20 protein-coding genes are annotated in these 19,024 nt (G+C 33.6%); 19 read left to right on the forward strand and 1 reads right to left on the reverse strand.

Annotation, left to right across the window (positions count from 1 at the left end):
* From UGRO018_RS14770 to UGRO018_RS14845, 16 genes are all read left to right on the forward strand, one after another.
* The coding region (locus tag UGRO018_RS14770) for an oligosaccharide repeat unit polymerase (RefSeq protein WP_416327266.1) at nucleotides 1-524 on the forward strand (524 nt) is incomplete at its 5' end.
* 9 nt (nucleotides 525-533) lie between these two features.
* Nucleotides 534-1,976 carry a flippase gene (locus UGRO018_RS14775; protein WP_416327267.1) on the forward strand — a complete coding sequence of 481 codons (1,443 nt, stop codon included), beginning with the start codon at nucleotides 534-536 and terminating at the stop codon, nucleotides 1,974-1,976.
* 7 nt (nucleotides 1,977-1,983) lie between these two features.
* A complete protein-coding gene (rfbA, locus tag UGRO018_RS14780) occupies nucleotides 1,984-2,883 on the forward strand; it encodes a glucose-1-phosphate thymidylyltransferase RfbA (protein WP_416327268.1) in 900 nt (299 codons plus the stop codon).
* 1 nt (nucleotide 2,884) lies between these two features.
* On the forward strand, nucleotides 2,885-3,460 hold the full coding sequence (rfbC, locus tag UGRO018_RS14785) for a dTDP-4-dehydrorhamnose 3,5-epimerase (RefSeq protein ID WP_416327269.1): 576 nt from the start codon (nucleotides 2,885-2,887) through the stop codon (nucleotides 3,458-3,460).
* A gap of 1 nt (nucleotide 3,461) precedes the next feature.
* Entirely contained in the window at nucleotides 3,462-4,490 is a 1,029-nt protein-coding gene (gene rfbB / locus UGRO018_RS14790) for a dTDP-glucose 4,6-dehydratase (RefSeq protein ID WP_416327270.1), read from the forward strand.
* Nucleotides 4,491-4,492: 2 nt separating this feature from the next.
* Nucleotides 4,493-5,335 (forward strand): dTDP-4-dehydrorhamnose reductase, encoded by an 843-nt coding sequence (rfbD, locus tag UGRO018_RS14795; protein ID WP_416327271.1) that lies wholly within the window; start codon nucleotides 4,493-4,495, stop codon nucleotides 5,333-5,335.
* A complete protein-coding gene (locus UGRO018_RS14800; RefSeq protein ID WP_416327272.1) occupies nucleotides 5,332-6,498 on the forward strand; it encodes a nucleotide sugar dehydrogenase in 1,167 nt (388 codons plus the stop codon). Before rfbD ends, UGRO018_RS14800 begins: the two co-directional genes overlap by 4 nt.
* Nucleotides 6,499-6,518: 20 nt before the next feature.
* Nucleotides 6,519-7,217 carry a YveK family protein gene (locus UGRO018_RS14805; RefSeq protein WP_416327273.1) on the forward strand — a complete coding sequence of 233 codons (699 nt, stop codon included), beginning with the start codon at nucleotides 6,519-6,521 and terminating at the stop codon, nucleotides 7,215-7,217.
* A gap of 3 nt (nucleotides 7,218-7,220) precedes the next feature.
* The gene (locus UGRO018_RS14810; protein WP_416327274.1) at nucleotides 7,221-8,012 is read left to right on the forward strand and encodes a tyrosine-protein phosphatase; all 792 of its coding nucleotides are present in this window, start codon (nucleotides 7,221-7,223) and stop codon (nucleotides 8,010-8,012) included.
* Between the two features lies 1 nt (nucleotide 8,013).
* Complete coding sequence (locus UGRO018_RS14815) at nucleotides 8,014-8,736, forward strand: CpsD/CapB family tyrosine-protein kinase (protein WP_416327275.1); 723 nt, start codon at nucleotides 8,014-8,016, stop codon at nucleotides 8,734-8,736.
* A 15-nt stretch (nucleotides 8,737-8,751) separates the two neighbouring features.
* A complete protein-coding gene (locus UGRO018_RS14820; protein WP_416327276.1) occupies nucleotides 8,752-9,318 on the forward strand; it encodes a hypothetical protein in 567 nt (188 codons plus the stop codon).
* Between the two features lie 15 nt (nucleotides 9,319-9,333).
* Complete coding sequence (locus tag UGRO018_RS14825) at nucleotides 9,334-10,773, forward strand: LCP family protein (protein WP_416327277.1); 1,440 nt, start codon at nucleotides 9,334-9,336, stop codon at nucleotides 10,771-10,773.
* A gap of 106 nt (nucleotides 10,774-10,879) precedes the next feature.
* On the forward strand, nucleotides 10,880-12,028 hold the full coding sequence (locus UGRO018_RS14830) for an amidohydrolase (protein ID WP_416327278.1): 1,149 nt from the start codon (nucleotides 10,880-10,882) through the stop codon (nucleotides 12,026-12,028).
* Nucleotides 12,029-12,150: 122 nt separating this feature from the next.
* Entirely contained in the window at nucleotides 12,151-13,095 is a 945-nt protein-coding gene (locus tag UGRO018_RS14835) for a Gfo/Idh/MocA family protein (RefSeq protein WP_416327279.1), read from the forward strand.
* Between the two features lie 23 nt (nucleotides 13,096-13,118).
* Complete coding sequence (locus UGRO018_RS14840; RefSeq protein WP_416327280.1) at nucleotides 13,119-14,213, forward strand: radical SAM protein; 1,095 nt, start codon at nucleotides 13,119-13,121, stop codon at nucleotides 14,211-14,213.
* A gap of 84 nt (nucleotides 14,214-14,297) precedes the next feature.
* A complete protein-coding gene (locus UGRO018_RS14845; RefSeq protein ID WP_416327281.1) occupies nucleotides 14,298-14,582 on the forward strand; it encodes a hypothetical protein in 285 nt (94 codons plus the stop codon).
* Here UGRO018_RS14845 and UGRO018_RS14850 read toward each other — a convergent pair.
* Nucleotides 14,579-15,925: a CCA tRNA nucleotidyltransferase gene (locus UGRO018_RS14850; RefSeq protein WP_416327282.1), complete on the reverse strand. Its 1,347-nt coding sequence runs from the start codon at nucleotides 15,923-15,925 to the stop codon at nucleotides 14,579-14,581. The genes UGRO018_RS14845 and UGRO018_RS14850 overlap by 4 nt on opposite strands.
* Nucleotides 15,926-16,017: 92 nt before the next feature.
* Between UGRO018_RS14850 and mnmM the strand changes: the two genes are divergently transcribed.
* Genes mnmM through UGRO018_RS14865 form a run of 3 tightly spaced genes read left to right on the forward strand, consistent with a single transcriptional unit; the run spans nucleotide 16,018 to nucleotide 19,021 of the window.
* Nucleotides 16,018-16,575 carry a tRNA 5-(aminomethyl)-2-thiouridylate-methyltransferase MnmM gene (gene mnmM / locus UGRO018_RS14855; protein WP_416327283.1) on the forward strand — a complete coding sequence of 186 codons (558 nt, stop codon included), beginning with the start codon at nucleotides 16,018-16,020 and terminating at the stop codon, nucleotides 16,573-16,575.
* 9 nt (nucleotides 16,576-16,584) lie between these two features.
* The gene (locus UGRO018_RS14860; RefSeq protein ID WP_416327284.1) at nucleotides 16,585-18,369 is read left to right on the forward strand and encodes a sensor domain-containing diguanylate cyclase; all 1,785 of its coding nucleotides are present in this window, start codon (nucleotides 16,585-16,587) and stop codon (nucleotides 18,367-18,369) included.
* A 10-nt stretch (nucleotides 18,370-18,379) separates the two neighbouring features.
* Complete coding sequence (locus tag UGRO018_RS14865) at nucleotides 18,380-19,021, forward strand: HAD family hydrolase (RefSeq protein ID WP_416327285.1); 642 nt, start codon at nucleotides 18,380-18,382, stop codon at nucleotides 19,019-19,021.
* Nucleotides 19,022-19,024 lie beyond the last annotated feature (3 nt).

The raw sequence follows: 19,024 nt of genomic DNA on the forward strand, positions 1-19,024 counted from the left end.
GTTATAAGAATTATTCGTCTTCTATGATTACTACATTAGGGAAACAAAATGATAAATATCCTATTTGGATTCCCAATGAATATTTTTGGACTTATATTTATCTAACTTCACCTTTAGCTAATTTGAACTATAACGTTAATAATTATTTACCATCATTTAATTTGAAAGATTATACACTTGAATTTGTTCCAGATTTTATAAGATTGAGATTACCTAATTATGAAAAGATAGAGCCAAATTTACAAGTAAGTAGCTTAAACGTTAGCACACAATTTTTAAAGCCATATCTAACAATGGGCTTTTTTGGTGTGTATATTATTTACCTAATGCAACTTTTTATTTATATACTTATAATTTATATAAATGATAGAAGCAAAAGTAAATATTCAGTAGCAATTTATAACTGCCTTCTTTATTCATATTTACTATCCTTTTTTGACAATACCTTTACATACTCAATTACAGCATTATTGATTTTATATTCACTACTAGCTTCATTGAATTTGAAAATAAAAATAAAATAGGAGAATCTTATGAATAATGTAAAAAAAAATTTCTTGTATAATGTTATTTATCAAATTTTATCAATTATCTTACCATTAATAACTGTTCCGTATACTTCAAGAGTTTTAGGAGCAAGTAATATTGGAATCTTTTCTTATACATATGCTATTGTGTTTTATTTTATGACGATTGCTATGCTTGGTATTACAAATTATGGAAGTAGAAGTATCGCTAAATCTAGAGATAATTCTATTGAATTGTCTAAAACTTTTTTTTCAATATATAGTATTCAGATTTTAATGTCTTTATTAATGCTGGTTATTTATTGCTTTTACATTAGCTTTGGAAGCACATATAAAGTGATTTCAATAATCCAAATTTTATATTTGATGTCAAGTATGTTTGATATTAATTGGTTCTTTTTTGGAATGGAAGAATTTAAACTAACTGTATTAAGGAATGCAAGTGTAAAAATTATTTCTTTAATCTTAATTATTTTGCTTGTAAAAACAAGTGAAGATATTAACATTTATACATTGATTATGAGTGGAAGCACTTTGCTTAGTCAATTGATATTATTGCCTTTCTTAAAAAATAGAATAAAGTTTTGTAGAATTAGTCTAGATGATATAAAAGTGCACATAAAGCCCTGTATTATATTATTTTTTCCTGTTATTGCGATGAGTCTTTATAAGTTGATGGATAAAATAATGTTAGGCTATTTAGCTAATGTTACAGAAGTTGGTTTTTATGAACAAGCAGAAAAAATAATCAATATGCCTCTTACAATTGTGGTAGCATTAGGTACAGTCACTTTACCTAAAATATCAAATATGGTCGCTAATAATGAGTATAGCAGAATAAATCTTTATATAAAGAAATCGATGAGTTTTGTTATTTTTATTGCATCGCCTATTGCTTTGGGTTTAATTAGTATTGCTGATTATTTAATACCGATTATTTTAGGTGATGGATTCAATAAATCAATAATACTTATACAAATACTTGCCTTTTCTATATTATTTTCTTCTATTGCAAATATTATTAGATCAGAATACCTTATACCTCTGGAAAAAGATAAAGAATTCATTATTTCTGTTTTTTTAGGTGCTTTAGTTAATTTAATAGTAAATATTTTTTTGATTCCGAAATTCCAATCAATAGGTGCTTGTATAGGAACACTTATTGCTGAATTTTTTGTAATGTTTTTTCAAATTATGATAGTTAGAAAAAGTATACCTATTTTTTCTTATATAAATAAAGCAAAAAAGTTTTTTTTAAACTCATTGATTATGTTTCTCTTTTTAAAAAGTATCGAATTATTTCATATTTCTTCCAATATATTATTAATTTTAGAAATTTTACTTGGATGTATAGTTTATGTTTTACTTAATTATAAATATATATTGACTCTTATTCCTTTAAATAAAATATTAAATCATCGAAAAAATTATATTAAGAAAGGTAGATGAAACTAAAATGCTTAAACGAAAAGGTATTATATTAGCAGGTGGTAGTGGAACACGTCTATATCCACTCACAAAAGTAACGAGTAAACAGTTACTTCCGATTTACGATAAACCAATGATTTATTATCCTATGTCTATTCTTATGCAGGCAGGGATTAGAGAAATTCTTATCATCTCAACACCAGAAGATACACCTAGATTTGAAGAATTGCTTGGAAATGGTCATCAATTTGGTTTGGAACTTTCCTATAAGGTCCAACCTTCTCCGGATGGTCTTGCTCAAGCTTTTATTTTGGGCGAAGAGTTTATTGGTGAGGATTCTGTGGCTATGGTTCTTGGAGATAACATTTTTCATGGTCATGGCTTAACAAAACGACTGAAAATGGCTGCTTCCAAAGAAAATGGTGCTACTGTATTTGGTTATTATGTGGATGATCCAGAACGTTTTGGTGTAGTGGAATTTGACCATAACGGAAAGGCTATCTCTTTAGAAGAAAAACCTGAAGTCCCTAAATCAAACTATGCTGTAACTGGTTTATACTTCTATGATAATAAGGTTGTTGAGTATGCGAAAAACTTAAAACCATCGCCAAGAGGAGAACTTGAAATCACTGATTTAAATCGAATTTATCTGGAACATGGTGATCTAGAGGTAACACTACTTGGACAAGGATTTACATGGTTAGATACCGGTACTCATCAATCCTTAGCTGATGCCACAAATTTCGTAGAAACAGTAGAGGAACACTCTCATCGTAAAATTGCTTGTATCGAAGAAATAGCATTTGATAATGGTTGGATGTCAAGAGAACAATTGATGAAGTCTTATGAAGAATGCAAAAAGAATCAGTATGGTCAATATTTGAAAAATATTCTAGATGGAAAATATATCGATAAGGGGATGAGATAAGATGAAAAAAATAGAAACAAAAATACCTGGTGTCATCATCATTGAACCAGATTGTCATGGAGATCATAGAGGTTGGTTCATGGAAACTTATAGTACAGAAAAATATAAGGAACTAGGTATACATGCTGTTTTTGTTCAGGACAATCAATCTTTTTCTGCTCATAAGGGAACACTAAGAGGTCTACACTTCCAAAACAGTCCAATGGCACAAGCCAAACTTGTAAGATGTACAAAAGGTGCAGTAATTGATGTTGCTGTAGATATCAGAAAAGGAAGTCCTACCTATCTTCAATGGGTCAGTGTTGAATTATCAGAGGAAAACAAAAGACAATTCTTTATTCCAAGAGGGTTCGCTCATGGATTCTTAACACTAACTGACAATGTTGAGTTTGAATATAAAGTAGATAATTTATATTCAAAAGAATGTGATAGAGGAATCCGATACAATGACCCATCGATTAATGTAGATTGGGGAGGATTATTAAATGGTATGGAACCAATCCTTTCTGATAAGGATATCAACGGACCTTTGTTAAAAGATAGTGATTGCAATTTTATTTATGAGGAGATGAAATAATATGAAAATACTTGTTACAGGCGGTGCTGGTTTTATTGGTGGAAACTTTGTTCATTATATGGTAGACAAATATCCTGAAGATATGATCGTAAACTTAGATAAGCTTACTTATGCAGGAAATTTAGAAACATGTAAACCAGTAGAAAACAAACCAAATTATAAATTTATCAAGGGAGATATTGCAGATAGAGAATTTATCTTTGATCTATTCGAAAAAGAACATTTTGATATCGTTGTGAATTTTGCGGCAGAAAGCCATGTAGATAGAAGCATTGAAGACCCTGAAATCTTTGTAAAGACAAATGTGAATGGGACAACTACTCTACTAGATGCATGTAATAAATATGGAATAAAGAGATATCATCAAGTATCAACGGATGAAGTGTATGGAGATTTACCATTGGATCGTAAAGATCTTTTTTTTACGGAAGAAACACCATTACATACCTCTAGTCCATATTCCAGTGCAAAAGCAAGTGCAGACTTGTTTGTACTAGCATACTATAGAACTTATGGATTACCAGTTACGATTTCAAGATGTTCCAATAACTATGGACCATATCATTTTCCTGAGAAGTTGATTCCACTAATGATCTCAAGAGCATTAGCAGATGAAAGTTTACCTGTATATGGAAAAGGTGACAATGTAAGAGATTGGCTTCATGTATATGATCATTGTGTTGCGATTGATTTGATCGTAAGAAATGGAAGAGTTGGGGAAGTCTATAACGTAGGTGGACACAATGAAAGAACGAATCTTGAAGTAGTAAAAACAATACTACGTGCATTAGATAAACCAGAAAGCTTGATCAAATTTGTAGAAGATCGAAAAGGACATGATAGAAGATATGCAATTGATCCTACAAAGCTTGAAACAGAGCTTGGATGGAAACCAAAATATAACTTTGATACAGGAATACAACAAACGATTCAATGGTATTTAGACAATAAAGAATGGTGGCAGAATATTCTGAGTGGAGAGTATCAGAATTATTTTGAAAAGATGTACAAGGATAAAGGAAGAGTGTAGATATGAAATATCTAGTAACAGGAATCAAAGGGCAATTAGGCTATGATGTCTGTAGAGAACTAAAAGAACGAGGCTATGAATATTTAGGTATCGATAAAGATGAAATGGATATCACGAATAAAGCAGAAGTAGAAAAAGTGATAAAAGAATATCATCCTGATATCGTAGTACATTGTGCAGCATATACAGCAGTAGATGCTGCAGAAGATAATAAAGAACTTTGCATGAAGATCAATGTAGATGGTACAAGAAATATAGCGGAAGTATGTAAAGAAATAGATGCAACGATGTTTTATATCAGTACAGACTATGTATTTGATGGAACAGGTGAAAAAGCATGGGAAGTGGATGATGAGAAGAAACCATGTAATGTGTATGGAGAAAGTAAATATCTTGGCGAACTTGAAGTACAGAAGCTACTTGAAAAATATTTTATTGTGAGAATATCGTGGGTGTTTGGAGTGAATGGTAATAACTTTATTAAAACAATGTTAAGACTTGCAGAAACACATGACGAGATCAATGTAGTAAATGATCAAATAGGAAGTCCAACAAGTACTTATGATTTATCAAAGCTATTAGTAGATATGAGTGAAACTGATAAATATGGAGTATATCATGCAACAAATGAAGGTTACTGTAGTTGGTATGAATTCACATGTGAGATTTTCAAGTTAACAGGTAAAAATGTGAAAGTAAATGGAATACCAACAAGTGAGTATCCTACAAGAGCAGTGCGACCATTAAATTCAAGAATGAGTAAAAAAGAGCTAGATGAAAATGGATTTAATAGAATGATAGATTGGAAACAATCAGTTAAATACTATTTGGAGATGGAGAAATGAAGATTGCAGTTGCAGGAACAGGTTATGTGGGGTTGAGTATCGCAACCTTATTATCTCAATATAATGAGGTAATAGCTTTAGATATCATCAAAGAAAAAGTGGATATGATCAATCATCATATTTCACCAATCAAAGATGATAAGATAGAAGAGTATTTGAAAGATAAAGAATTGAATTTGAAAGCAACCTTGGATAAAGAGGTTGCTTTTCAGAATGCTGATTTTGTTGTTATCAGTACACCAACAAATTATGATGAAAAGAAAAACTTCTTTGACACATCATCAGTGGAAAATATCATTGAATCAGTGATGAACATCAATCCAAATACTGTTATGGTGATTAAATCTACGGTACCAGTTGGATATACAAAGAGAATCAAAAAGAAATATGGTATTGATAATATCATGTTTTCACCGGAATTCTTAAGAGAAGGAAAGGCTTTATATGATAATCTTTATCCTTCTAGAATTGTTGTTGGAGAGAAAAGTGAAAGAGCTAAAGTATTTGCGTCTTTATTACAAGAGGGAGCAATCAAAGAAAATATCCCAATACTTTTCACAGATAGTACAGAAGCAGAAGCAATTAAGTTATTCGCAAATACTTATTTAGCTTTACGTGTATCTTATTTTAATGAACTAGATACCTATGCTGAAATGAAAGGGTTGAATACACAGGATATTATAGAGGGTGTCGGTTTAGATCCTAGAATAGGAAGTCATTATAATAATCCATCTTTTGGTTATGGAGGATATTGCCTACCTAAAGATACTAAGCAATTATTGGCAAATTATAACGAGGTACCACAGAATTTAATCGAAGCAATTGTAAAATCCAATACAACAAGAAAAGATCATATTGCACAAATGATCATAGATAGAGATCCTAAAGTTGTAGGTATTTATCGTTTGACCATGAAAACAGGTTCAGATAACTTTAGAGCAAGTGCAATACAAGGTATCATGAAAAGAATCAAGGCAAAAGGAATAGAAGTAGTGGTATATGAACCAACGCTTAAAGAAGAAGAGTTTTATAGAAGTAGAGTCATCAATGATTTAGATCATTTCAAACAGGAATGTGATGTTATTGTAGTAAACAGAGTTACTGATGAATTGAAAGATGTAGAAGAAAAAGTGTATACAAGAGATATTTTCAATAAAGATTAGTTAAACTGTGAGGTGAAATAATGAATGAATTCAATGAAAATGAGATAAAAGATGAAATAGAAATAGATATCAGTGCGTTATTAAAGCTATTAAAGAAAAATATAAAAATGATTGTAATAAGCACCATATTATGTGCTGTTATTGCTTTATTGATCACGACTTTTTTTATGCAAAAGAAATATGCAAGTTCAGCACGTATCTATTTAAAACCTAATGTGACTGAGCAAGGCGTTGTAGATTATAACACACTGACATCTAACTCTAAGATGGTAAATAATTATATGTCTTTGATGCAGGGTGAAACAGTCCTTTCTAAAGTGGCGGACAACTTAAATATTGAAGATGTTGAGGAAGTAAAAAAATCGTTATCCGTAACGAATTTAAATGAAACAGAGATCATTATTGTTAAGGCAACCACAGATGATCCTGCTAAATCTCAAGCAATTGTTAAGAATACAGTGGATGTGTTCTTTGATGAAATGAAAGAGAAGCTAGATATCAAAAATATGACGATATCTGATCAACCTAAGGTAGATGAAACACCTGTTTCACCTAGTAAGAAAATGAATACCGCTATTGGGGCGGCACTTGGTTTATTCTTATCTTGTGGTTATGTGTTTCTTCAATATCTGTTTGATAAGAGATTGAAAAATAAAGCGGAAGCAGAAAGCTTTCTTGGTGTTCCGGTATTAGGAGAAATTCCTTGGTTTGAGGATTAAGTTATGAATTTTATTGATATACATAATCACACTGCTTGGGAAATTGATGATGGTATGCCTTCAAAAGAAGATGCCATTCTGACATTAGAACAAGCAAAAAAAGATGGTATTACTGCTATTATCTCTACTCCACATTTTGTTCCTGCGACACAAGAGGAAGCTGATATTCAAAATATGAATAAACGTATTCAAGAATTAAAAGAATTGGCAGGTCCTTATGGAATCAGCGTTTATTCAGGATCAGAAGTGTTTTTAAATCATGAATATTTAGATATGATCGATCGAAAGCAATTTAATACTTTGGCAGGATCTCATTATATCCTTGTGGAATTTGATGTGAGAAGGAATATGGACAACAACGATTACGCAGAGGATTATCTTTATGAATTGACGGTTCGTGATTATATACCGATCATTGCACATGTAGAACGATATTTCCCAAAAGGTATCGATTTAAATCGAGTACAGAGTTGGATCGATATGGGATGCTATGTTCAAGTGAATCGTACAAGCATTCTTGGAACACATGGCGATGTTTGTAGGAAGAATGCCGATAAGCTACTAACAGAAGGTATGGTACATGTGATTGCAAGTGATGCACATCGCTCACAAGGGCATAGGATCACAAAGCTTTCCGATGTCTATGAAGAGATTGCTAAGGACTATGGAAAAGAAAATGCAGCACTTTTATTAAGAGATAATCCCAATCATATCTTACATGATGAGGAGTTAGAAGAGATGCAGAAGATAAAGAAGAAATCTCTATTCGATAAATTCAGAAGGAGAGGAAGATAAGATGGAACGAAAACTAGCACCAAAAAGACATACAGGGAAGAAGAAAAAGGTAGGAAAACAATCGCAGTTTGATTTTTCTGAAGTATATCGTCAACTAAGAACGAATATTGAGTATTCTCAATTTGAAGGAGATATTCAGGTAGTCAATTTAACAAGTACGAATCCTGCTGAAGGTAAAAGCAGCGTGGCGAGTAATTTAGCAACCGTAAGTATCGCAAAGTATCACAATGTGCTATTGATGGATTGTGATCTAAGAAAGCCGGTACAGCATAAGATCTTCAATGTTTCTAATAAGATGGGATTAAGTAATTTGATGAAAAATTTTGATAGCTTTGATGTGAATGAAGATACTTATTTTCAGAAGTTTAAGGATAATACCAGTGATGGAAAGCTGTATTTACTAACTAGTGGGATGAAAGTTCCAAATCCACAGGAATTATTATCAAGTGAGAAATTCAAGCATTTGATAGAACAATTGAGAACAAGATTTGATTTTATCGTAATAGATTGTCCACCGGTAGATGCGGTTGCGGATGCAATTCCGGTAAGTCGAGTAACAGATGGAACGGTCTTTGTGATATCAGCAAAAGAAACAAATAAGAATGATGCTAAAGCAGCATTGATGCAGATGAAAAGAAATGGTGCGAATATACTTGGGACAGTATTAACAAAGGTAGAGGCAGAAGCAAAACACTATTATGGATATTACTATAGTGAAACGTAGTCATGGAGATCTGATATGAACTATTTTTATGCTTATCTGTCAACAGATAAAGAGAAAGATCAAATCTTGCATTCTATCAAGGAAATACCTGAAAATCGTATCTATATAGATGAAGAGGGTCAACAGGAAGATGAAGCTTGGAAACATTTGATTACAAAGTTGAAAGCCAATGATATCCTATTGATACCTTCTATTGATAAGATATCATCTGAAGATAAAAGCTTAAAGCAAAAGCTATTGACAGTAAAAGACCTTCATGCACAGTTATTGACTTTAGATGAAGAGGATCTTGATATCGATACGCTGTTATTGTTAATTGATTTTGTAGAATCAGGTAGAAAAAAACGAGTGAAAAAGCTTCAAAAAGAAGGAATCAATAAAGCTTTGGAGAAAAAATATAAGGGAGAAGGAGCTTTTGGAAGACCTCGGATTCATTTGCCAGATGATTTTGGGGAAAATATTAAGAAAATTATGAGAAAAGAAATGAGTCATGATGCCTATCGAGCACAATTGGGATTCAAACGTTCTACATATTATAAACTTGTAAAAGAGGAAAAGGAATCATGGACAAAAGGTAAATAAAAAGGAGGCGTTTGAATGGAGCATATCAAAAAATTAGGAAGACATATTTGTTGGATCATTCAGTTATTTGCTAGTTGTTATTTATTGTTTAGCATTTATCGTTTTCTTCCTATGAAATATTTCGTCGTTGTTGTGTTGTTATTAGGGTTATTACTTGCACTTGTGATCTTTATGCAGATATCTAATAAGACCAATCAAGCTGTGAAAATAGGTAGCAAAGTTTTGGCAATCGTATTAAGCGTTTTGATGCTATTTGTGAATGTGAAAATCGTTGATAAAGCACAAGAAACCATTGATAAAATATCAAATGGGAAAATAGAAACTACGGAAATTTCTGTTTTGGTAAAGAAAGATAGTCCTTATCAAAAGATCGAAGATCTAGATGGAAAATCTTTTGGAATCATGAAAGATGTTGATCGAGAAAATACAGATTTTATGTTGAATCGGTTAACAGAACTATTTCAAAATCAAATATCAAAAACAGAATATAAGAATGGAGAAGAGATGTTATCTGAATTATTAGATGATAAAACAGATGCCATCATTATGAATGAAGGATTTCGTGATAGCTTTGATTTAATTAACAATCAGTTTGAATCAGAAACTAGGGTCATTTATTCTTTGGATCGTGAAAAGGTTATTGAGAATTTAAAGAGTGCTGCAGTCACAAAAGAAAGTTTCATTGTTTACATATCAGGAATCGATACGAATGGTCCGATTACTACCACGAGTAGAAGTGATGTCAATATGTTGGTTGCGGTGAATCCGGTAAGCAAAAAGATAGCGATGGTATTTATACCTCGTGATTATTATGTACCTTTACAATGTCATGATAATGTATGTCCAACCGGTTCTATGGATAAACTTACTCATGCTGGATTATATGGTGTAGAAGTCAGTCAGGCAACGATTGAACATGTGTTAGGGATTGATATCAATTATAATGTGCGAATCAATTTTGATACGTTAACGACCATGGTAGATGCCTTAAATGGAATTGAAATAGATTCTGATAAAGATTTTATCGCATGGACAAATCATGGATGTCATATCAAAGAAGGAAAGCAACATTTAGATGGTAAATGTGCTTTGGCTTTTGCTAGAGAGCGTTATTCCTATGAATCAGGGGATCGTCATCGTGGAGAGAATCAACAGCAAGTCATTCAAGCGGTAATCAATAAATTTACAGCCAAAAATGTAATCAATAACTATGAATCGATTTTAAATGCAATTCAAGGTATGTTTCAAACAAACATGACCACAGATGAAATCACAGCATTGATTCAAATGCAAATCAATGATATGAGCAAATGGGAAGTAGAAAGCACTTTGGTAGATGGAACAGGAGATATGGTTCCTACATATTCTTATGGAAGTACACCACTGTATGTGATGAGACCTGATCAAAGTACGATCGATCAAGCTAAAAAATTAATAAAAGAAACATTGAATTAAAGTATAGCTCAAAGGATGATCATGATGATATCTTTTGAGCTTTTTTTCTTGTTGACTTACAATGAAAATATTTGTAAAGTTATAGTAGAAAGAAGGTAGAAGTAATATGTTAATTAAGAATGCAAAAATTTATACGATGGAAGAAGAGGGCATGATCGAAGGAGATATACTCATTGAACAAGGAAAGATCAAGCAAATAGGGGTTGTGAATGAAACAAGTGATGAAATCATTGACGCAAAGGGCATGTATGTGTTTCCTGGTATGGTAGAGGCACATTGTCATTTGGGTATGGAAGAAAGTGCAATTGGTTTTGAAGGAGATGATGTAAATGAAACGACAGATCCTATTACACCACATATGAGAGGAATTGATGGTTGTAATCCTATAGATGAAACAATTGTGAATGCTTGTAAAGCAGGAGTTACCAGTGTAGCAGCAGGGCCAGGTAGTGCGAATGTTATTGGAGGTACTTTTGTAGCATATAAGACGTTTGGGGTTTCTATGGATGAAATGAAAATCAAAGAATCCATTGCGATGAAAGCAGCATTTGGTGAAAATCCAAAACGGGTATATAAAGAAAAAGGAAAAATTCGTACTAGAATGAATATCGCAGCTTTATTAAGAGAAACGTTATTCCAAACAAGAGAGTATATGATGAAAAAAGAGGCAGCAAATACCGATGTTTCTAAAATGCCGGCTTATGATATGAAATTAGAAGCAATGATACCTGTTTTGAAGAAGGAAATGCCATTGAAATGTCATGCACATCGTGCGGATGATATTTTAACCGTCATAAGAATCGCAAAAGAATTTGATATTAAGGTAACATTGGATCATTGTACTGATGGCGTAGTCATTAAGAAACAGGTAAAGGAAAGTGGGTTTCCGGCAATTGTCGGTCCTTCTTTGGGTCATAAGACGAAATTTGAATTGGCAAATAAATCATTTCAAACACCGGCTATATTAAATGATGAAGGGATTTTGATTGCGATCACTACAGATTCTCCTGTTATTCCGGAAGAATATTTACCACTTTGTGCTGCTTTGGCAATGAAGGATGGTTTAAGTGAATGGGATGCATTGAAAGCAATCACTATCAACCCTGCGAAAATATTAGGATTGGATGATCGTATCGGAAGTATAAAAGTAGGTAAGGATGCAGACTTGATCATTTGTGATCGAAATTTATTAGATTTACAGAATCATGTGCATTATACCTTGATCAATGGAGCGATTGCTTATCAGAAAGCGTAAATAGAAATAGTAAAAGACACTTCAAAAAAGAAAGGAAGTGTCTTTTACTTATTAGGATAAAATTATAGTAGGATTACCTAGTCTTGAGTGGTATGATAATGGTGGAAAGAGGTGTTACGTATATGAAACTTCATTATGGTATTGTTTCTGTTGCGTCAATTACTGATCGATTTATTCATGCTGTCCAAGAAAATGAAGATGTGGTGGAAGCGATTGCTTCTAGATCTTATCAAAAGGCTTTAGATAAAGCGAAGGAATATGGGGTAGATAAGGCGTATGATACCTATGATCATATCTATCAAGATCCTGCTGTTTCCATCGTATATATATCTGTTAATAATGGAAATCATGTAAAAGAAATCAAGCAAGCATTGCGCTATGGAAAACATGTTGTTTGTGAAAAACCAATTGCCCTTTCTCAAAAGGATGCAATTGAAATTTTTTCATTGGCAAAAGAAAAACAGTGTTTTCTGATGGAAGCACAAAAAAGTATCTTTCTTCCGGTAACACAAGATATCAAAGTCATGATAGAACAACAAACCTTAGGAAAGTTACATCAAATAGAACTTAGTTCAAGTTTCCCAGAGCCTGGATCTGCCTGGTTTCATGATGTATCACAAGGTGGTGTGGTATATGGAAGTGCAAGTTATACAATAGAATATTTGGATTATTTATTATCGCCACAAAGCATCAAGGTCTCTGCAATGGGGACAAAGACGACAAGTGGAGTCTGTGATCAAGTGAGCATGAATTTCTTATTTGATGATGTGTTGGTGAATAGTCGTATTACCATGAAAGGAAACACATTAAATCATGCCATCTTTTACTTTGATAACGGATATGTGTTGGTACCGGAATATTGGAAGGCAAGATCTTATCAAATCGTGACGAAATCTGAAACAAAAACGATGCAACATCCATGTTCATATGAGATGATATATGAGGTAGAACATATTCATCAATGCATTGAAGAAGGTAACTTACAAAGTGAAGCGATGAGTGAGGCACGAAGCGTTCGATGTTGTGCATTGGTAGATCAAATCATAGATCAGCTTAAGGATCTATGAATCATGAAATATAAGGAGTTTTTATGAGAACATTAAGTTTTTTAATCAAACCTGCATCTTCATCTTGTAATTTGAAGTGTAAATATTGCTTTTATGCGGATGTGAGCGAGCATCGCCAAGTCAAAAGCAATCCGATGATGACAAAGGATACAATGCAATGTCTCATCGATCAAGCTTTTTCAGTTTTAGATGAAGATGGAGAGGTTACTTTTGCATTTCAAGGAGGAGAGCCTACAGTTGCAGGACTTTCTTACTTTCAGGCATTTTGTGCATATGCCAATGCAAAGAAAAAGAAAACGCAAACCATTCATTATGCGTTACAAACCAATGCGTATGTATTGGATGAGGCATGGTGTGCGTTTTTTCAAGAACAAGCTTTTTTGATTGGAGTATCCTTAGACGGATATAAAGAAAATCATGATTATTTTCGATTAACTACCGGGAATAAAGCAACTTATAAAACGGTAATGCATGCCATTGATTTGCTTCGAAAGTATCAAGTGAAGGTTAACATTCTAACAGTGTTGAGCAAGCAATTGGCAAGGCATCCCAAAAAGCTTTATGAATTTTATAAGAAAGAAGGTATGATGCATATCCAATTGATACCCTGTCTTACGGGTTTGGATGAAAAGGATGGCCCATTTGCATTGACACCGGAACTATTTGCGTCTTTTTATCAACAATTTTATGATTTGTGGTTGATTGAAATGAAACAGGGAATCTATCGTAGCATTGGATTATTCGATAATGTGATTCCGATGTTTGCGGATATTCCTCCATTACAATGTGGTATGTTGGGCTATTGTAGCTTACAATTTGTAGTAGAAAGTGATGGAAGCATCTATCCATGTGATTTCTATGTTTTGGATGAATATAAAGGAGGAAACCTTCATGAGATGTCGTTGATGGATATCGCATCAAGTACACCGATAAAGACCTTTTTAAAAGAAAAAAAGAAGATGAGCCCCATGTGTGATCATTGTGAATTTGTTTCCATTTGTCATGGGAATTGTAAAAGGATGAATACCCTTTATTTTCATGATGATTTTTGTGGGTATCGAGCATTTTTAAAACATGCGTATCCTACAATGATTCAAATCGCCAGACAAATACGTTAAAGATATCCTATGTCTTTTTCTTGTTCTTACAAAGATGATGTAAGAATTTATGATATCCTTTCTCTAGAAAGGCTGGTGAGCGCTATGGCAGATTTTCGCATTCATCGACAGGCAATGAAACTAGAAACGATTCTGCAACAGCTGATGCAGACAAAAGGTATTCATGAATATGAGATGGAGATCACATCCATCTATGATTCTCCGATCAAAACATGTACGGAAGTATTGAATCAAGTAACAGATATCAATAATTTAGATACGATCGATGCAATCAAACAGAAGTATTGGCCGTATCAGGAGCATGTTTTGACACAACTAGACGAAGCGTTTTGTGATACCCTTTGTGAAGATATGAAAAAATGCAGTTAATCCTGCATTTTTTTCTTTGCGATATCTAATAAATAAGTCTTTTCATTTTGTTGTGGGTCATCCAATACGATATCATATAAATAGTGTAACATATCCTTGATTTGTTTTCCCTGTAGTCCCAATGCCATCATATCATGTCCATTGACATTTAGATCCTTTATGCTAACTTGATCCTGATCTTTTTCCATCTCTTTTAAAAGCATGATCGATTCTTGTAATATATCTATTTTTTCTTTTGCTTTTTCCATGTTTTTGGCTTGATCATCTGCCATTTGTACCATCAGTGCTTGAATCGCAAAGTCAGTGTCATTATCAAACTTGGCTAAAAAGCGACGAAGGATCTTACGAGTAGGTTTTACATAATAATCATGATAATAGATCAGTTTGCAAGTACGCTCGATCGTTTTGTTATCATAATGCAGGTTTTTCATAGAAGCCTTTGCCATTTCTTCGCTGATGAGGGCATGTTTCTTATAATGAGCAATGCCATGTTCATCAAAGGTTTCCATATGGGGCTTTCCTAGGTCATGAAATACGATTGCCAACTTACTTTCTAAAGGATAGCCATCACTATGATCTAAAGCCACGTCTGTGTGTTGAAAGATATCGTAAATATGCCATGGTGTTTTTTGCTCATAGTCGTAAATGATACTATAATTAGGGATGATTTGTTCCAGAACATCATATGCTCTTAAAGTACTTAGTAATTGTTTATGATCAGATAACAACATTTGATCAAACTCGCTACGAATGCGTTCTTTACTAATATAGGATAAGGTAGAAGCCTTTTGTTTGATGGCCAATGTCAATTGTTCTTCGATATCAAAATGAAGCGTCATAGAGAAACGTAGAGCTCTTAGAATACGAAGTGCATCTTCTTCTAAGCGTAGCTTTGGGTCACCAACACTTCTAATGAGATGTTGCTCGATATCCTTCTTTCCTTGGAAAGGATCATAGAAGCCTTGTTGCGGAGCATAGGCAATGGCGTTCATTGTGAAATCCCTACGCTTTAGATCCTCTAATAAGTTCTCGGTAAAGATGACAGATGATGGGCAACGATGATCGATATATGCCTGTTCCACACGATAGGTGGTGATTTCTATGGGGAGTTTATCTACTAGTACAGTGATGGTACCATGTTGAATGCCGGTAGGGATGACCTTACAATGTGTTTGAAAGATTTCCATTGTTTCATTTGGTAAGGCGCTTGTTGTGATATCAAAATCATGAATCTCACGGTTCATGATCAAATCACGAACACATCCACCTACAAGAAATGCTTCTTTACCATGCTGATGCATGGTATGCAATACCCATTCTACTTGTTTTGGAAGACGTTGCATCTTCATCACCTCACTGTTATTATTATACACATCATTTTAAAAACAGGCTAGTAATTCTCATGAAGAAGATGTATCATTACATCGGTGATGATATGAAGAGAATAGTAGAAATCGCACATGATATATTACAAACAAAAGCAAAGCCAAATGGTGTATATGCGGACCTAACTTGTGGGAATGGTTATGATACTTGTTTTTTAGCAGGATTGAAAGATGTTAAAAAGGTGTATGCTTTTGATATACAGAAAGAAGCATTACAACAAAGTGCGATTAGATTACAAAAGATGAAGTTAGATCAACATTGTGAATTGATTCATGATGGACATGAACATATGGAGCTTTATATCAAAGAAGCGTTGAGTGGCGCTATTTTTAATTTTGGATATCTACCTCATGGCTCTACAGAAATCACAACGAAATTGGAAACTAGTATGCAAGCAGTGGAAAAAGCATTGAAGCTGTTAGAGAAACATGGTATCCTTATTTTAGTGATCTATCCAGGACATGATGAGGGGAAAAAAGAAAGTGCATATTTTTCTACATGGGTGAAAGAACTGGATTCTCATTATTATGCAACAGTAAGCTTAAAAATGGAAAACAAACAAGATGCGCCCTATTTATTGGTCGTGGAGAAGATGAGGATAACATAAGGTGAGGATATGAAAAAGAATTTTCGCATGATATTTATCATTGCAATCATTGCTGTATGCGCTTATGTGAGCGTTTCTTTTGCGTGGTTTCAAGGTGCGTTATCAAATAATCTTTTTCAAGAAAGTCAAAATCGCTTGGTGAAAGCAAATGAATCTTCTATCCATTTTATTTTACAAACATTTGATGAATTTGAAGATCAGCTAGAGCTGATTGCGGACTTCTCAACTTTATACTCTGGTGATAAGGAAGCAATTGTCAATATGTTAGAACAGATGAATGAAAAAATAGAAGAAGTAGATTATGGTATCCTTAATATAGACGGTGAGTATTATACAAGCAACGATGATGATATTGATATCGATTGGCAACAGGTACAAGACATCCTTCATCAACAACATCGTTATATTTCAGGTGTAATTTCTTTACAGGATACATCAGTTATCATCATGGCGATACCGATCATGAAAGAAGAAAAGATGGTAGGTGCTATCGTAGGTGTTTATCAGGTGGATTATCTGACCAATCTATTTGCGAATTCCTTCTTCGAAGGTATTGGTGCGACCATGATCATACAAAAAGATGGTGAGATGATCGCAAGTTATCAAGGAATGGAAAAATATGCTGATTTTTATACGATGTTAGAACAATTTCATTTTCCTAAAGATGACTATAATATGGATCAAATGATGAAGCATATGGAACGAAACGAAGATGGATTTTTAGTATATGATCAAAACGAACATCAACGTTATCTAAGTTATGCTCCGGTAGGAATCAATGATTGGTATGTGATCAATTTGGTTATGGCAGAAAGTTTATCACCAAGATTTTCGAAGATTCTTCAACAATCCATGTTGCTTGCGTTAAGCTATGCGCTTGTTTTTATGGTACTGATGTTTTTATTATATCGTGTATCTGGAAGAATGAAAAAAATACAGGAAGAGGCATTGGGCGTGCATCGTTTTGAAATGCTTGCGAAACTTCAGAAAAGTGCCATAATTTTTGAATATGATTTTAAAAAGAATTATCTGCATGTTTCAAGTAATTATGAACAAAGATTTCATATATCAGCAGAAAAGGCAAAAGATATCAAGGTTGCGGAAGGTATTTTAGTTGATAAGAAAGATCGAGATCAAATGATCCAACAAATGCAAGAACAAGGTAGTATCCAATATCAGCTTGAGCTAAGAGATAAGGAAAATGAACAGCGATGGTATGAAGTAGAGGCCGGGGTAGTATATGATGAACAACAGAAAGCAGCAAGGTTGATCGGCTTTATTTATGATATCCATCAGGCTTACTTGGAAAAACAACGATTGATGTTGAAAGCAAATACAGATGATTTAACCAAAACCTTTACCAAGTCTGAATTGCTTCATCAAATTGAAGATGCCTTATCACAAAAGCCAGAAGGGCGATATGCTATGATGTTTGTGGATTTGGATGATTTTAAGAAAGTAAATGATACGTATGGACATTTAGCAGGAGATGAGGTTCTTTCTACCTTAGGTGAACTTTTGTTGTCAAGTGTGCATGATGGATTTGTAGGTCGTTTTGGTGGAGATGAATTCGTTATTTTCTTACGCAATATCGAGGAAGAAAAATTAGGGGTGTTATGCGAACAGTTGATTCAAAAAGTACAAGAAAGAATGCCTTATCCGGTTGGAATCAGTATCGGTATTTCTATTTATGGAAAGGACGCAAATAGCGAACAGGAATTGTTAGCGCATGCGGATGCGGCATTATATCAAGCAAAAGAAGAAGGTAAAGGACGATATCATATGTATGAATGAGGGTGAAAGAATGGAAATAAAAGCGGTTATTTTTGATATGGATGGTGTATTGATCGATAGTGAGCCATCTAATTTAAAACAATTAAGTGATTTTTATGAGCTGCATGGTGTGATAGCCGAGCCTTCGTTTTTGATATCGTTGGTAGGTAGTAGCATAGAATATACCGGAGTTGAAAGTATTCATTTATTACAAAAGGATTGGAGCATTGAAGAATTTTATGAGCGCTTCGATGGATATGCAAACCAACATCCGGTAAGTTATCGTGACATATTAAATCCAGGTGTAAAAGAAACATTGCTGTGGTTGAAACAACATGGATATCGAATTGCGATCGGCAGTAGTTCTACGTTAAGCAACATTCAAAGAATGTTAGAAGAATGTGAATTGCAGGATGTATTTGATATCGTGTTTAGTGGAGAGATGTTTGCAAAGAGCAAACCAAATCCTGAAATATATCTGAGCATTGCCCAACATCTTAAATTAGCACCTTGTCAATGTATGGTCATTGAAGATAGCAGTTTTGGTATAGAAGCAGGGAAGAAAGCAGGTATGATGACGATTGCATTGACAGATCATCGCTTTGGCATCGATCAATCTAAAGCGGATGATCATATCGAATGCATACAAGATATTTGCGATAAACTTCAATAGGAA

Source organism: Hoskinsella mucinilytica (assembly GCF_045223415.1).
GTDB classification, from domain to species: Bacteria; Bacillota_I; Bacilli_A; order Erysipelotrichales; family Erysipelotrichaceae; genus Hoskinsella; species Hoskinsella mucinilytica.

Excerpts from the sequence above, each read along its gene's own strand:
- UGRO018_RS14775 (WP_416327267.1), top strand. The coding sequence starts at position 534 with ATGAATAATGTAAAAAAAAATTTCTTGTATAATGTTATTTATCAAATT.
- rfbA (WP_416327268.1), top strand. The coding sequence starts at position 1,984 with ATGCTTAAACGAAAAGGTATTATATTAGCAGGTGGTAGTGGAACACGT.
- rfbC (WP_416327269.1), top strand. The coding sequence starts at position 2,885 with ATGAAAAAAATAGAAACAAAAATACCTGGTGTCATCATCATTGAACCA.
- rfbB (WP_416327270.1), top strand. The coding sequence starts at position 3,462 with ATGAAAATACTTGTTACAGGCGGTGCTGGTTTTATTGGTGGAAACTTT.
- rfbD (WP_416327271.1), top strand. The coding sequence starts at position 4,493 with ATGAAATATCTAGTAACAGGAATCAAAGGGCAATTAGGCTATGATGTC.
- UGRO018_RS14800 (WP_416327272.1), top strand. The coding sequence starts at position 5,332 with ATGAAGATTGCAGTTGCAGGAACAGGTTATGTGGGGTTGAGTATCGCA.
- UGRO018_RS14805 (WP_416327273.1), top strand. The coding sequence starts at position 6,519 with ATGAATGAATTCAATGAAAATGAGATAAAAGATGAAATAGAAATAGAT.
- UGRO018_RS14810 (WP_416327274.1), top strand. The coding sequence starts at position 7,221 with ATGAATTTTATTGATATACATAATCACACTGCTTGGGAAATTGATGAT.
- UGRO018_RS14815 (WP_416327275.1), top strand. The coding sequence starts at position 8,014 with ATGGAACGAAAACTAGCACCAAAAAGACATACAGGGAAGAAGAAAAAG.
- UGRO018_RS14820 (WP_416327276.1), top strand. The coding sequence starts at position 8,752 with ATGAACTATTTTTATGCTTATCTGTCAACAGATAAAGAGAAAGATCAA.
- UGRO018_RS14825 (WP_416327277.1), top strand. The coding sequence starts at position 9,334 with ATGGAGCATATCAAAAAATTAGGAAGACATATTTGTTGGATCATTCAG.
- UGRO018_RS14830 (WP_416327278.1), top strand. The coding sequence starts at position 10,880 with ATGTTAATTAAGAATGCAAAAATTTATACGATGGAAGAAGAGGGCATG.
- UGRO018_RS14835 (WP_416327279.1), top strand. The coding sequence starts at position 12,151 with ATGAAACTTCATTATGGTATTGTTTCTGTTGCGTCAATTACTGATCGA.
- UGRO018_RS14840 (WP_416327280.1), top strand. The coding sequence starts at position 13,119 with ATGAGAACATTAAGTTTTTTAATCAAACCTGCATCTTCATCTTGTAAT.
- UGRO018_RS14845 (WP_416327281.1), top strand. The coding sequence starts at position 14,298 with ATGGCAGATTTTCGCATTCATCGACAGGCAATGAAACTAGAAACGATT.
- UGRO018_RS14850 (WP_416327282.1), bottom strand. The coding sequence starts at position 15,925 with ATGCAACGTCTTCCAAAACAAGTAGAATGGGTATTGCATACCATGCAT.
- mnmM (WP_416327283.1), top strand. The coding sequence starts at position 16,018 with ATGAAGAGAATAGTAGAAATCGCACATGATATATTACAAACAAAAGCA.
- UGRO018_RS14860 (WP_416327284.1), top strand. The coding sequence starts at position 16,585 with ATGAAAAAGAATTTTCGCATGATATTTATCATTGCAATCATTGCTGTA.
- UGRO018_RS14865 (WP_416327285.1), top strand. The coding sequence starts at position 18,380 with ATGGAAATAAAAGCGGTTATTTTTGATATGGATGGTGTATTGATCGAT.